Origin of the sequence: Pseudomonas sp. PS01297 (assembly GCF_029959305.1) — a bacterium.
GTDB classification, from domain to species: Bacteria; Pseudomonadota; Gammaproteobacteria; order Pseudomonadales; family Pseudomonadaceae; genus Aquipseudomonas; species Aquipseudomonas helleri.
In genome coordinates this window covers 1-13,370 of sequence record NZ_JASCPQ010000123.1, presented here as the reverse complement: position 1 = coordinate 13,370, position 13,370 = coordinate 1, and the positions used below count along the sequence as shown (strand labels likewise).

General features: G+C 58.1%; 11 protein-coding genes. 3 read left to right on the top strand and 8 right to left on the bottom strand.

Annotated features, from left to right (window positions below):
• Positions 1–80: 80 nt before the first annotated feature.
• From QMX84_RS23890 to miaE, 5 genes are all read right to left on the bottom strand, one after another.
• Complete coding sequence (locus QMX84_RS23890) at positions 81–1,610, bottom strand: DHA2 family efflux MFS transporter permease subunit (RefSeq protein WP_262126580.1); 1,530 nt, start codon at positions 1,608–1,610, stop codon at positions 81–83.
• A gap of 63 nt (positions 1,611–1,673) precedes the next feature.
• Positions 1,674–2,879 (bottom strand): HlyD family efflux transporter periplasmic adaptor subunit, encoded by a 1,206-nt coding sequence (locus tag QMX84_RS23885; RefSeq protein ID WP_282364933.1) that lies wholly within the window; start codon positions 2,877–2,879, stop codon positions 1,674–1,676.
• Between the two features lie 14 nt (positions 2,880–2,893).
• Positions 2,894–4,363, bottom strand: a complete 1,470-nt coding sequence (locus QMX84_RS23880) for an efflux transporter outer membrane subunit (RefSeq protein ID WP_282364932.1) — start codon at positions 4,361–4,363, stop codon at positions 2,894–2,896.
• Positions 4,360–4,833, bottom strand: a complete 474-nt coding sequence (locus tag QMX84_RS23875; RefSeq protein WP_048370423.1) for a MarR family transcriptional regulator — start codon at positions 4,831–4,833, stop codon at positions 4,360–4,362. Before QMX84_RS23875 ends, QMX84_RS23880 begins: the two co-directional genes overlap by 4 nt.
• Before the next feature lie 214 nt (positions 4,834–5,047).
• Positions 5,048–5,656, bottom strand: coding sequence for a tRNA isopentenyl-2-thiomethyl-A-37 hydroxylase MiaE (gene miaE / locus QMX84_RS23870; RefSeq protein ID WP_262126578.1), 609 nt, complete (start codon positions 5,654–5,656; stop codon positions 5,048–5,050).
• Between the two features lie 220 nt (positions 5,657–5,876).
• On the opposite strand from miaE, the gene QMX84_RS23865 reads away from it, so the two are divergent.
• Complete coding sequence (locus QMX84_RS23865; RefSeq protein WP_262126577.1) at positions 5,877–6,731, top strand: universal stress protein; 855 nt, start codon at positions 5,877–5,879, stop codon at positions 6,729–6,731.
• A gap of 60 nt (positions 6,732–6,791) precedes the next feature.
• Here QMX84_RS23865 and QMX84_RS23860 read toward each other — a convergent pair whose 3' ends face one another.
• Positions 6,792–7,262 carry a DUF1289 domain-containing protein gene (locus QMX84_RS23860; RefSeq protein ID WP_048370428.1) on the bottom strand — a complete coding sequence of 157 codons (471 nt, stop codon included), beginning with the start codon at positions 7,260–7,262 and terminating at the stop codon, positions 6,792–6,794.
• Positions 7,263–7,667: 405 nt separating this feature from the next.
• On the opposite strand from QMX84_RS23860, the gene acnB reads away from it, so the two are divergent.
• A complete protein-coding gene (gene acnB / locus QMX84_RS23855) occupies positions 7,668–10,268 on the top strand; it encodes a bifunctional aconitate hydratase 2/2-methylisocitrate dehydratase (protein WP_282364934.1) in 2,601 nt (866 codons plus the stop codon).
• Between the two features lie 72 nt (positions 10,269–10,340).
• Here acnB and QMX84_RS23850 read toward each other — a convergent pair whose 3' ends face one another.
• Complete coding sequence (locus QMX84_RS23850) at positions 10,341–11,411, bottom strand: AI-2E family transporter (RefSeq protein WP_123750065.1); 1,071 nt, start codon at positions 11,409–11,411, stop codon at positions 10,341–10,343.
• A 32-nt stretch (positions 11,412–11,443) separates the two neighbouring features.
• Complete coding sequence (locus QMX84_RS23845; protein ID WP_048370433.1) at positions 11,444–11,683, bottom strand: sulfurtransferase TusA family protein; 240 nt, start codon at positions 11,681–11,683, stop codon at positions 11,444–11,446.
• Positions 11,684–11,811: 128 nt separating this feature from the next.
• Between QMX84_RS23845 and QMX84_RS23840 the strand changes: the two genes are divergently transcribed.
• The gene (locus QMX84_RS23840) at positions 11,812–13,242 is read left to right on the top strand and encodes a M48 family metalloprotease (RefSeq protein ID WP_048387271.1); all 1,431 of its coding nucleotides are present in this window, start codon (positions 11,812–11,814) and stop codon (positions 13,240–13,242) included.
• Positions 13,243–13,370 lie beyond the last annotated feature (128 nt).

Below are 13,370 nucleotides of genomic sequence, written 5' to 3'. Positions count from 1 at the left end.
GAGCTTGCCTCGCGATCTTTTAAAAAATCAAAAGATCGCGAGGCAAGCTCGCTCCTACGAGGTTTGCGTCCAATCAGGCGTTAATGCCCGCTCGCTGCCGGTCCTGGCTTGGCGGCAAATGGCGGCTTGGCCAGCCATACCAGCAAGATCAAGCCCATAAACATCCAGCCCATCATCGTGAAGTAGTCCACGGTTGAGAGCATGTACGCCTGGCTGGTCAGCACTTGATCAAGCTGGGCATACGCCTGGTTGCTCGCCCCACCCAAACTGTCCAGCGCATGCCGGGTGATCGGATCATAGGTACTTAAGCTTTCGCTCATGTAGGCATGATGCTGATCGGCACGACGAATCCAGATCCAGGTGGTCAGGGAGGCAGCAAAACTACCGCCCAATGTCCGCAAGAACGTGGCCAGGCCCGCGCCGTCGGCGATTTGGTTAGGCGGCAAGTCCGACATCAAAATGCTCAAGGTCGGCATGAAGAACAGCGCCACCCCGATCCCCATAAACAGTTGCACCAGCGCAACGTGCTGGAAGTCCACCTCATTGGTGAAATCGGCACGCATGAAGCAGCTCAGGCCGATCGCCAAAAAGGCCAGCCCGGCCAGCAGGCGCAGGTCGAACTTGTTCGCGTACTTGCCCACAAAAGGCGACATCAACACCGGCAAGATCCCAATCGGCGCCACCGCCAAACCCGCCCATGTCGCGGTATAACCCATTTGGGTCTGCAACCATTGCGGCAAGATCAGGTTGATACCGAAGAACCCGGCATAGCCCAACACCAACACGATGGTGCCGATCCGGAAGTTGCGGTAGGCAAACAGTCGCAGGTTCACAATCGGGTGTTTGTCGGTCATTTCCCAAATGACAAAAGCCGCCAACGCTACCACGGACAACGCCGTGCCCAGCAGGATGAAGTTGGATTCGAACCAGTCCAGGTCATTACCTTTGTCGAGCACAATCTGCAGCGCGCCGACGCCAATGATCAGCGTAATAAGCCCTACGTAGTCCATCGGCTGGCGAGTAATCACCACCGGGCGCGCCTTGAGCTGCTGACGCACTACCAACACCGCAAAGATGCCAATCGGGATGTTAATAAAGAAAATCCACGGCCAACTGTAACTGTCCGTAATCCAGCCACCCAAAATCGGCCCGGCAATCGGCGCCACCACCGTGACCATCGCCAGCAATGCCAATGCCATCCCCCGCTTCGCTGGGGGGTACACCGCAATCAGCAAGGTTTGCGTCATCGGATACAGCGGCCCGGCCACCAGACCTTGCAGTACGCGAAAGCCCACCAGCTCAGGCATGGACGTCGAAATACCGCACAAGAATGAAGCCAGCACAAACAGCACCGTGGCCCACAAAAACAGTTTCACTTCACCAAAGCGCCGGCTCAACCAGCCCGTCAATGGCAAGGCAATCGCGTTACTCACCGCAAAAGAAGTAATAACCCACGTACCCTGCTCCGAACTCACCCCCAGGTTGCCGGAGATAGTCGGCAAGGCAACATTGGCGATGGTGGTGTCGAGCACCTGCATAAAGGTCGCCAGCGACAGGCCAATGGTGGCGAACAGCAGGCTGGGCGGGGTAAAAGACGCGTTTGTGCTCATCGCAAATCCTTTAAAACCAGGGGCACAGCCCCGCCAGTGCAGCGGGGCTTATGGATTGGCGAATTAGCGTTGGGCAGCGGAATTGCCCGCCACAGCGCTGTTGCTGTCGATCAGGCGGGAAATCAGCGTGTCTGCTTCAGCCAGCTGTTGCTCGTACACGTTGGTGGTGAACATCGCCTTCTGCGGCGGTTGTTGCGCCAGCACCGGGCCGCTCTGGTCATGCAGGTTCACGTCAACCGTGGTCGACAGCCCGATGCGTAGCGGGTGCTGGGCCAGCTCATCGGCATTGATGTGGATACGCACCGGAACACGCTGAACGATTTTGATCCAGTTGCCGGTAGCGTTTTGCGCTGGCAGCAGGGCAAACGCGCTGCCAGTGCCCGCACCAATGCTGTCGACGGTACCGCTGTACTTGACGTTGCTCCCATACAGGTCCGATTCAATTTCAACCGGCTGGCCAATACGCATCTTGTCCAGTTGGGTTTCCTTGAAGTTGGCGTCGATCCACAGTTGATTAAGCGGGATAACCGCCATCAACGCGGTGCCCGGCTGAACGCGCTGGCCCAATTGCACGGTACGCTTGGCGACATAGCCGGTCACCGGCGCAATCAACGTGGTGCGTGCGTGCTCCAGATACGCCTGACGCAACTGCGCAGCGGCGGCCAGCACATCCGGATGGTTGGCAATGGCCGTGTTGTCTACCAGCGCGCTGGTGGTATCGAGTTGTTGCTCGTTATTGCGCAAAGCACTTTGTGCAGACGCCAGGTCATCCCGCGCATGGGACAGCTCTTCTTGGGAAATAGCCCCGCTTGCTGCCAGATTTTTCCGGCGATTGAAGTTGTCTTGGGCTTTTTGCACCGCGACTTTCTGCGCCGCCACCTGCGCTTTGGTACCACTTACGTTACTGAACAGGCCGCGAACCTGACGCACGGTACGGGCCAGGTTGGCTTCGGCGCTCTGCAAGCCGACCAGCGAATCGCTCGGGTCAAAGTTAAGCAGCACCTGCCCTTCATGAACCAGATCGCCATCATCGGCGCCGATGCTCACCACCGTCCCCGCCACCAATGGCGTGATTTCGACTACGTTGCCGTTGACATAGGCGTCGTCGGTGCTCTCGCTCCAGCGGCCATACAACTCATGCCAGCCCCAGACGCCCAGGCCGACCAAGATGACCAAAATGGCCAGGCCACTCAGCCAGAGTTTACGTTTGCGCTGATTACCAGCGTCCTGATTGTGTTGCGCTTCATTCGGTGTTTGCACAGTAGCCATGACGATTACCTAAATTATTCTGCCAGGGAGGCTTGAACAGGAACGGCCGCAGCCGCATTGCCGGGCTCAAAGCCACCGCCCAGGGCTTGCATCAGTTGAATCGAAAGGGTGATCTGCTCAGCATTCAGGTCAGCCAGCTGGCGCTGCGCCTGGAGCAATTGCTGCTCGATGCTGAGGACATCCAGGTAACTGCCGATGCCGGATTCGTAGCGCTGCAATCCCGAGTCATACGACTGCTGGGCAATATCAGCCGCACGCTTCTGAGTGCTGACTTGCTCGCTCATGGCGTTTAATTGCTCGAGGGTATCGCTGACATCACCGAGGGCGGCCACCAGGGTCTTGTTGTACTGCGCGACGGCCAGGTCGTAATTGGCGTCTTCGGCATCCAGCCCGGCACGCAGACGGCCGCCGTCAAAAATCGGCAGCGAAATGGCCGGGGCGATGTTCATAAAGCGGCTGGCCGAACCAAACAGCGCATCGCCCAGCAACGACTGAGTCCCGGCAGCGGCACTCAAGTTGAGGTTGGGGTAAAAGCGTGTTTTGGCTGCGGCAATATTTTTACTCGCCGCTTCGACCCGCCAGCGTGCCGCCACAATATCGGGGCGACGGCCCAGCAACTCGGCGGGCAACGTGCTCGGCACGGCCACGGCGGCGGGGGTCAAAATCTGCGGCCGGGTAATCTCGAAGCCACGGTCCGGGCCTTTACCCAGCAACACTGCCAGGGCGATATGAGCGCTCTTGACCTGTTTCTGGGCATTGATCACCTGCTCTTGGGAGCTAGCCTCCAGGCTTTCGGTCTGCTGGTACTGATAGTGGCTGTCGATACCGGCCTGCAACCGCTGTTTGCTCAAGTCGAGCATTTTGCGGGTGCGCTGAAGGTCATCTTTCGACAGATCCAGCACGCTGTAGGCATGCCCCAGATTGCTGTAGGCCTTTGCCACATCGGCCGCCAGGGTCAGGCTCGCGGCATGGCTGTCGACTTCGGCAGCGCGGGCTTCGCCCAAAGCCGCTTCCCAGGCATCCCGCTGGCCGCCCCACAGGTCGAAGGTGTAATTGAAGGTCAGACCGATGTCACGCACCGTGTCATAACGACCACCCTGACCGGTTGGATCCTGGGAGCGCGACAGGCGCGAGCGCGTCACATCGGCCTCGGCGTCCAGCGTCGGCATGCGTGCCGCATTGGCAGCGCCGGCGGCGGCAGTGGCCTGATGCGCACGGGCACTGGCTATCTGCATGTCCGGGCTGTCACGCAATGCCTCGTCGACCAAACCATTCAACTGGCTGTCGCCCAAACGCTTCCACCAGTCCTTTTGCGGCCAGGCTGCCGGCGTCACATTGATGCCCTTGAGGGCTTGAGCGGACTGGAGGCTTTTCGCATCCAGGCGCGCGCTTTCGGTGGTCAAACCGCTGTAGCTGGCACACCCCGCCAGCGCAAGGGACACACACATCAGGCTTAAGCCTGTTCGTAGCGTTCTGTTGCTCATTTTTCACCCAAGCGCATGATGGTGATCGGATCCCCGGCCGCCAGCAGTATTTTTTTAAGAATATCTTCCAGCGTTTGCAGCTCTTGCGGGCTGATCTCACCCGCCAATTGATTCATTGCATTGGTGCCGATAATCGGTAGTTCATCGGCCAGCGCCAGGCCGTCATCGGTCAGCACAAGGCGCACCTGGCGCCGGTCAGCTTCCGAGCGTTGGCGAATCAAAAGATTTTTCTGTTCCAGGCGATCGAGCATGCGCGTCATCGAGCCGCTGTCCAGGGACAGGTGGCGGCACAGTTCGGCCGGGGTATCGACCGCGTACTGAGCCATGATGATCAGTACCTTGAACTGCGCGGCGGTGATGCCGTAAGGCTCCATGTGCGTGTCGATGATGCGATCTTTAAGCAGCGCTGCACGGCCCAGTAACAGACCCAGGGTGCAGTTTCGAAAGGTATCGGGGTGGAAGTGTTTCATCAGGGCACCAGAAAGCTGCCTAAGCAGTAATGTAACCAAATACTACTGCTTAGGCAGCTAATGTCAAGATTATAAATAGCATGCTAACTATTTGGTCTTAACTGGTAAGAGCTGCCGAAGGCTGAGATCTTTGAAAAATCAAAAAATCGCAGCCTTCGGCAGCTCCTACGGTCAGATATGGAACACAGAAAACCGTAGCCGGTGAATCGGCGACTTAAGGCTGGGCAGGCACGCCGCTGTGAAAGCGGAATTCAATATCTGGGGCTTCAATCAGTTCTTGCTCGGCCGCCCTCACCCGCTCGATGACTTGAGCAATGTCTTTGGCGTCGCCGTATTGATAAGCCAGTTTCAAATAGCCCTGAAAATGGCGGGCCTCACTTTTGAGCAGACCGTAGTAGAACTTGCCAAGTTCTTCGTCCAAATGCGGCACCAGCGCTTCGAAACGCTCGCAACTGCGCGCTTCAATAAACGCCCCGACCACCAAGGTATCCACCAGCTTTACCGGTTCGTGGTTACGCACCACTTTGCGTAAACCCGAGGCGTAACGGCCGGCCGACAACTGGCGCAGTTCGATTTTGCGCTTTTTCATCAAGCGCATGACCTGCTCGTGGTGCACCAGCTCTTCACGGGCCAGGCGCGACATCATATTGATCAGGTCAACGTGGGAGTGGTACTTGGCGATCAGGCTCAACGCCGTACTGGCGGCCTTAAATTCGCAGTTTTTGTGGTCGATCAGCAGGGTTTCCTGATCGGCCAATGCAGCAGCGATCCAGCCGTCAGGGGTACGGCAACCCAAGAACTCATGGATTTCAGGAAGGTTCATGCACGCACTCCCGAACAGTGGAGATTGCACAACGGGCCGAACGTGTTTTGAGGTATCGCTGACATGAGGCTCACAAAGGCTGGACGAGGCGAAAGGCGCCGATTATACGGGCCATGTGCCACAGCACCAACCGCGCAGCTTGATATGCATCAACGTCCGCATTACAGATGAGCAACTATAGTGTTCGCATCCCCCCTTATTGCACATGGAGTGAACGGTCATGCAAACCATACGTAGCCTGTTGGTCGTCATCGAGCCCCACCTGATGGAAAGCTTCGCCCTCAAGCGCGCCAAAGAAATCGCCAAAGCCTCCAAAGCCCATCTGCACCTGTTGATCGGCGACAAAGAGCACGACCACTCAGCCTTGCTCAATGTCCTGACCAACAGCCTGATCACCGAAGGCTACAGCGTGACGTCGCGTCAGGCCTGGCACGACAACCTGCACACCACCATCATCAAGGAGCAGCAAATCGAGGGTTGCGGGCTGGTGATCAAGCAACACGTTGACGACTCCATCCTGAAAAAAATCCTGCTCACCCCCGAAGACTGGAAACTGCTGCGCGACTGCCCTACCCCGGTCTTGCTGGTCAGAACCACCAAGCCCTGGAGCAACGGCGTGGTGCTGGCCGCCGTCGACGTAGGCAACGGCGACGAAGACCACATGGCGCTGCACAAAACCATCATCGACCAGGGTTTTCGCATTGCCAGCCTGACCCACAGCGAACTGCACGTCGTCAGCGCGCACCCGGCGCCCACCCTGGCGGTGATGGATGCGGCCTACCCGATCGACACCGAATACGAAGCCAGCTTTCGGGCGGCCAGCAAGGAATTCCAGCGCCGCTTCGAAATCAGCGACGAGCGCATGCACATTAAAGAAGGCCCGGCAGACATCATCATTCAGCAGGTCGCCAGAAAGCTCGACGCAGTGGTGACGGTCATCGGGACTGTGGCGCGCACCGGCTTGTCGGCGGCCTTGATTGGCAACACCGCAGAAATCGTGATCGACAAGCTTGAGTCCGACGTTCTGGTGCTCAAGCCAGAAGACATCGTCAAGGAACTGGAACAAAAAGTGTAGGAGCGAGCTTGCCTCGCGATCTTTTGCTCGTTTAAAGATCGCGAGGCAGAGGGGCGGGACCTATTGCCCCATCGCATCCTTGAGAAAGCCCGGGGCGATGTAGCGCTCGTAGTGCGCTTCGGACAAGAGGAAAAATTCCCGATCAATGGCGTCACGCAACTCCGGCAGCCCCCAGTCACGAAACTCCGGCAACAACACCATCCCGTACATCTCCAACTGATTGATCACCCGAGCACCACGGGCTATCAGCTGGTACGCCCAGCAATATTCAGATTGCTTCTCGACGAAACGTATTTTTCGGGTAATTAACTGATTGCGCAGCGCCGGCGGGTCGAACACCTCGACCTTGGCCGCCATGACCTGCACTAAAAGCTGTTCGAGCCGCAGCCAGACAGCGCGTTTTTCGTCCTCGTTGTAACCGTTCCAGTGGATCACTTCGTGGTGGAAACGCTTGCAGCCACGGCACACGAGGTCTCCGTAAACCGTTGAGCACAGGCCGATACAAGGGGTCTTGATGGTTTGGTTGGGCATGGCGAAATAGAGCACTGCAGAGTGAAACAGACGGCCATGTTAGCCCTTTGTCTAACGCAGATCACCCCTCAACCTTCAGGGCCTAACTTACCTTTAACAAGTTTTTGCCGTAGAATCAGCCTGCCTTTTAAGGCGCCAATGTCCGTTGGAAGCTGTTTTCAAAGCGTCACGAGCACAGTTGATCCTGAAGAACGGTGTTGGTGCGGGGTGTTTGCACAGCAAGTGCCCCCATCAACCTTCATCATCCCGCCGTTCGGATGGCGTAAAACTTTGAAAACAGCTTCTGTTGGGAATCCTTGAAACTCTGGCTAAGCGGCCCAAAAAGCCCTGCAGCGCATGAGTACCTGGCATTCCTGGATGAGCGTCCCGGACACCCATTTGGGACCAATGATGAGGGTAATAACTGTGCTTGAAGCCTACCGCAAACATATCGAAGAGCGCGCAGCCCTGGGTATCGTTCCCCAGCCGCTTAACGCCGAACAAACTGCAGGCCTGGTTGAGCTGCTGAAAAACCCGCCTGCCGGCGAAGAAGAATTCCTCGTTGACCTGATCACCAACCGTATTCCACCTGGTGTTGACGAAGCTGCCTACGTAAAAGCCGGCTTCCTGGCCGCCATCGCGAAAGGTGAAGCAACCTCCCCCCTGATCACCAAACAACGCGCTGTTGAACTGCTTGGCACCATGCAAGGCGGCTACAACATCGTTACTTTGGTTGATCTGCTGGACGACGCAGAGCTGGCTCCGGTTGCCGCCGCGCAACTCAAGCACACCCTGCTGATGTTCGATGCCTTCCACGACGTCGCTGAAAAAGCCAAAAACGGCAATGTTCACGCTAAAGCCGTGATTGAGTCCTGGGCTGACGGCGAGTGGTTCAAAAACCGCCCGACACTGGCAGACAAAATCAGCCTGCGCGTGTTCAAGGTTACCGGCGAAACCAACACCGACGACCTGTCGCCTGCACCAGACGCCTGGTCGCGCCCGGACATCCCGCTGCACGCCCTGGCCATGCTGAAAATGGCCCGTGACGGTATCGTGCCGGACGTTCAAGGCTCCATCGGCCCGATGAAGCAAATCGAAGAAATGCGCGGTCAGGGCTTCCCTATCGCCTACGTCGGTGACGTAGTCGGTACCGGTTCGTCGCGTAAGTCGGCCACCAACTCCGTACTGTGGTTCTTCGGCGACGACGTTCCTTATGTACCGAACAAGCGTGCAGGCGGCTTCTGCTTCGGCAGCAAAATCGCTCCAATCTTCTACAACACCATGGAAGATGCTGGCGCACTGCCAATCGAGTTCGACGTCAGCAACATCAACATGGGCGACGTGATCGACCTGTACCCGCACGCTGGCAAAGTGTGCAAGCACGGTACTGACGAAGTCATCACCACCTTCGAACTGAAAACTCCCGTTCTGCTGGACGAAGTTCGCGCCGGTGGCCGTATCCCTCTGATCATCGGCCGCGGCCTGACCGAGAAGGCTCGTGCCGAGCTGGGTCTGGGCCCTACCGATCTGTTCAAAAAGCCTGAAGCACCTGTTGAAAGCACCAAGGGTTTCACCCTGGCGCAAAAAATGGTCGGCAAGGCCTGCGGCGTGACTGGCGTTCGTCCAGGCACTTACTGCGAGCCGAAGATGACCACCGTAGGTTCTCAGGACACCACCGGTCCAATGACCCGTGACGAACTGAAAGACCTGGCGTGCCTGGGCTTCTCCGCTGACCTGGTGATGCAGTCGTTCTGCCACACCGCGGCCTATCCAAAGCCGATCGACGTCACCACGCACCACACCCTGCCAGACTTCATCATGACCCGTGGCGGTGTTTCCCTGCGTCCGGGCGACGGCATCATCCACAGCTGGCTGAACCGCATGCTGCTGCCTGACACCGTCGGCACCGGTGGCGACTCCCACACTCGCTTCCCAATGGGCATTTCGTTCCCTGCAGGTTCGGGTCTGGTAGCGTTCGCCGCAGCCACTGGCGTAATGCCACTGGACATGCCGGAGTCGGTTCTGGTTCGCTTCAAAGGCGAAATGCAGCCGGGCATCACCCTGCGTGACCTGGTCCACGCCATTCCTTACGTCGCTATCCAGAAAGGTCTGCTGACGGTCGAGAAGAAAGGCAAGATCAACGAATTCTCGGGTCGCATCCTGGAAATCGAAGGTCTGGACAACCTGAGCATCGAGCAAGCGTTCGAACTGTCCGACGCCTCGGCAGAACGTTCGGCGGCTGGCTGCACCATCAAGCTGTCCAAAGAATCGATCACCGAATACCTGAACTCCAACATCACCCTGCTGCGCTGGATGATTGCGGAAGGTTACGGCGACGTGCGTACCCTTGAGCGTCGCGCTCAAGCGATGGAAGCCTGGGTTGCCAACCCTGAGCTGATGGAAGCCGATGCTGACGCCGAATACGCGCACATCATCGAAATCGATCTGGCCGACATCAAAGAGCCTGTGCTCTGCGCACCAAACGACCCGGATGACGCTCGCCTGCTGTCCAGCGTTACCGGCGAGAAGATCGACGAAGTGTTCATCGGTTCGTGCATGACCAACATCGGCCACTTCCGCGCTGCGGGCAAGTTGCTGGACAAAGTCAAAGGTCAGCTGCCAACCCGTCTGTGGCTGTCGCCTCCGACCAAAATGGACGCTCACCAACTGACCGAAGAAGGCTACTACGGCATCTACGGCAAAGCTGGCGCACGTATGGAAATGCCAGGTTGCTCGCTGTGCATGGGTAACCAGGCACGTGTTGAGCCGAACTCCACCGTGGTGTCGACGTCGACCCGTAACTTCCCGAACCGTCTGGGTGACGGCGCCAACGTTTACCTGGCTTCGGCTGAGTTGGCGTCGGTGGCTTCGATCCTGGGCCGTCTGCCTTCGGTTGAGGAATACATGGCCTACGCGGCAGAGATCAACACCATGGCAGCGGACGTGTACCGCTACCTGAGTTTTGATCAGATCGCTGAATTCCGTGAGTCGGCAGCCAACGCCAACATCCCGGTCATTCAAGCGTAAGCTGATGCCGTAACGAAAAAGCCCCGGTTCTCCTATGAGAGCCGGGGCTTTTTCTTGCCTGCGCTTCGGGTTTTACAGCAGTGGCGCTACCACCTGCTGCTCACGTGGCCAGGCATCCAGCACCGCCTTGCACAGCGTGGCCAGCGGGATGGCAAAAAACACCCCCCAAAAGCCCCACAAACCGCCGAACAGCAACACCGCACAAATGATGGCCACCGGGTGCAAACTCACCGCCTCAGAGAACAACAATGGCACCAGCACGTTGCCGTCCAGGGTCTGAATGATCCCGTACACCGCCATCAGGTAGATGAACTGGTCGCTCCAGCCCCACTGAAACAACGCAATCAGCATGACCGGCACCGTCACCACCACCGCGCCCACATACGGCACCACCACCGACACACCTACCAGCAACGCCAGCAAGGCTGCGTAGTTCAGGCCCATGGTCACGAAGGCGATATAAGTCACGCCGCCGCAGATGATGATTTCAATAACCTTGCCGCGAATATAGTTGGCGATCTGCCGGTTCATTTCCTCGGCCACACGGGTAATCAGCGCACGCTCGCGGGGTAAATAACCGCGAACCCAACGGCCAATCAGCGCACGGTCTTTCAGGAAGAAGAACACTAGAATCGGCACCAGTACCAGATAGATCATGATGTTGACCAACATCGGCAAACTGGACAGCGAGAATGTTAGCGCCAACTGGCCAAACTTGCCGATCTCACCGCGCGCCACTTCGATGGCTTGCAGCACTTGCTCGTCCGACACCAGATGCGGGTAACGCTCAGGCAGCAACAACAGCAGCGACTGCCATTTGGCGAGCATGCCCGGCAATTCATTGAACAAGGTGATCAACTGGTGCCACAGCAAGGGCACGACCACGATCATAAATACCAGCAGCAGCCCCATGAACAGGGCAAACACCAGGCCAACCGCCGCCCCGGCAGGCACTCGCAGGCGTTCAAGCGCCACCACCAGGCCCTGCATCAGATACGCCAGCACCATGCCGGCCAATACCGGCGCAAGCATACCGCCCAAGGTCAGCACCGCCGTAAAGGCCAGCACCAATAACACCGCCAGCACCACGGCCTCCTCATCAGAGAAGTAGCGCTGCACCCAATTTCGTAACACGTTGAACATCGAAATTCCTTAAGAGAAAGCGCCGCCCGGCCTCAGGCCTTGCGTAACCAGTAGCGATAGGTGCCAGAATCTTCTTCTTCACGCAGCAGCTCATGCCCTGCCAGACGTGCGAAAGCCCGAAAATCGCGTAGCGAACCGGCGTCCGTCGCGATGACTTTCAAGGTCTGCCCTTGGGCCAGACGGTTAAGCTCCAGCTTGGCCTTGAGCAACGGCAGTGGGCAGCTCAGGCCACTGGCATCCACTAGCGCATCATGCGCCAACGCATCAGTCATTTCTTACTTCCTCAGGCATGCCTATGGGTGGCATTTTTTAGCTCGCTAGAATACCCCAAGCAGACCGCCACTGGTCGCCAGCCGAGTGTCCAGCTACAGTAAGCGCTTTATTGATTAGAGCTTTGTGCATGAACTTTCTGCGCCCGACCCTGTTGACGCTCGCTTGCCTGCTCGCATCACCGAGTTTCGCAGACGATTTACCGTCTCTGGGTGACGCCAGCTCGGCCATCGTGTCTCCGCAGCAAGAGTATCAACTCGGCCGTGCCTGGTTGAGCATGCTGCGCAGCCAGGTGTCGCAGCTTAACGACCCGCAACTCAAGGACTACGTCGAAACCAGCGTCTACAAACTGGTCGAAACCAGCCAGGTGCAGGACCGTCGTCTGGAGTTCATTCTGATCAACAGCCCGCAGCTCAACGCCTTCGCGGCGCCCGGCGGGATTATCGGGGTCAACGGCGGGTTGTTCCTCAATGCCCAGACCGAAGGCGAATACGCCTCAGTGCTGGCCCACGAACTTGCTCACTTGTCGCAACGCCACTTTGCCCGCGGTGTAGAAGCCCAGCAACGCATGCAACTGCCCATGATGGCGGCCCTGCTCGCCGGTATTGTGATCGCCGCCTCGGGCGCCGGTGACGCCGGTATTGCCACCATCGCCGGCACCCAGGCAGCGGCCTTTCAGGAGCAACGACGGTTCTCGCGCCAGAACGAGCAAGAGGCTGACCGTATCGGCATCCTCAACCTTGAAAAGGCCGGTTACGACCCGCGCTCCATGCCCACCATGTTTGAGCGCTTGATGCGCCAATACCGCTTTGACGCCAAGCCGCCTGAATTTTTGCTGACTCACCCGGTGACCGAGTCGCGTATTGCCGACACCCGCAACCGTGCTGAGCAGGCCAAAATCGGCGGCACCGAAGACAGCCTGCGCTATCAACTGATTCGCGCACGGGTCCAACTGCAATACGAAGACACACCAGGTCTGGCCGCCAAGCGGTTCCGCCAGCAGTTGGATGAAAACCCAAAAAATGACGTCGCCCGTTATGGTCTGGCGATTGCCCAAATCAAGGGCAGCCAGTTCAACGAAGCCCGCACCACCCTGAAGCCGTTGCTGGACAAAGCCCCCAACGACATCACCTACAACCTGGCGCAAATCGAGCTGGACATGGACAGCAACCGCCTGGCCGATGCCCAGCAGCGGGTCGACAGAATGCGCACGCTGTACCCTGGCAACTACCCGTTAAATCAGGTCCGGGTCGACTTGCTGCTCAAGCAAAACCGCCCGGCCGATGCCGAAAAAGCCTTGGACGCCCTGCTCAAAAGCCGCCCGGATGACCCGGACGTCTGGTATCAGGTGGCAGAAACACGCGGGTTGTCGGGCAACATCATTGGCCTGCACCAGGCCCGCGCCGAGTACTTCGCCTTGATGGGCGACTACCGTCAGGCCATCCAGCAAATCGCCTTTGCGAAAAAGCTCACCAACAACTTCCAGCTGTCGTCACGCCTCGATGCACGCCAGCGCGAGCTGATGGATCAAGAGCGGGCGATCAAAGACATGATGAACTGATTAACAGCGCATCACTCCTTCGTGTGGGAGCGGGCTTGCTCGCGATTCTGGCAGCTCGGTCTATCAGGTTGACCGCGTTGGTCCCATCGCGAGCAAGCCCGCTCCCACAGGTTGGTGAACCCTTTAGG

Bases quoted from the DNA above. Each gene is read 5' to 3' on its own strand.
- QMX84_RS23890 (WP_262126580.1), bottom strand. From the start codon at position 1,610: ATGAGCACAAACGCGTCTTTTACCCCGCCCAGCCTGCTGTTCGCCACC.
- QMX84_RS23885 (WP_282364933.1), bottom strand. From the start codon at position 2,879: ATGGCTACTGTGCAAACACCGAATGAAGCGCAACACAATCAGGACGCT.
- QMX84_RS23880 (WP_282364932.1), bottom strand. From the start codon at position 4,363: ATGAGCAACAGAACGCTACGAACAGGCTTAAGCCTGATGTGTGTGTCC.
- QMX84_RS23875 (WP_048370423.1), bottom strand. From the start codon at position 4,833: ATGAAACACTTCCACCCCGATACCTTTCGAAACTGCACCCTGGGTCTG.
- miaE (WP_262126578.1), bottom strand. From the start codon at position 5,656: ATGAACCTTCCTGAAATCCATGAGTTCTTGGGTTGCCGTACCCCTGAC.
- QMX84_RS23865 (WP_262126577.1), top strand. From the start codon at position 5,877: ATGCAAACCATACGTAGCCTGTTGGTCGTCATCGAGCCCCACCTGATG.
- QMX84_RS23860 (WP_048370428.1), bottom strand. From the start codon at position 7,262: ATGCCCAACCAAACCATCAAGACCCCTTGTATCGGCCTGTGCTCAACG.
- QMX84_RS23850 (WP_123750065.1), bottom strand. From the start codon at position 11,411: ATGTTCAACGTGTTACGAAATTGGGTGCAGCGCTACTTCTCTGATGAG.
- QMX84_RS23845 (WP_048370433.1), bottom strand. From the start codon at position 11,683: ATGACTGATGCGTTGGCGCATGATGCGCTAGTGGATGCCAGTGGCCTG.
- QMX84_RS23840 (WP_048387271.1), top strand. From the start codon at position 11,812: ATGAACTTTCTGCGCCCGACCCTGTTGACGCTCGCTTGCCTGCTCGCA.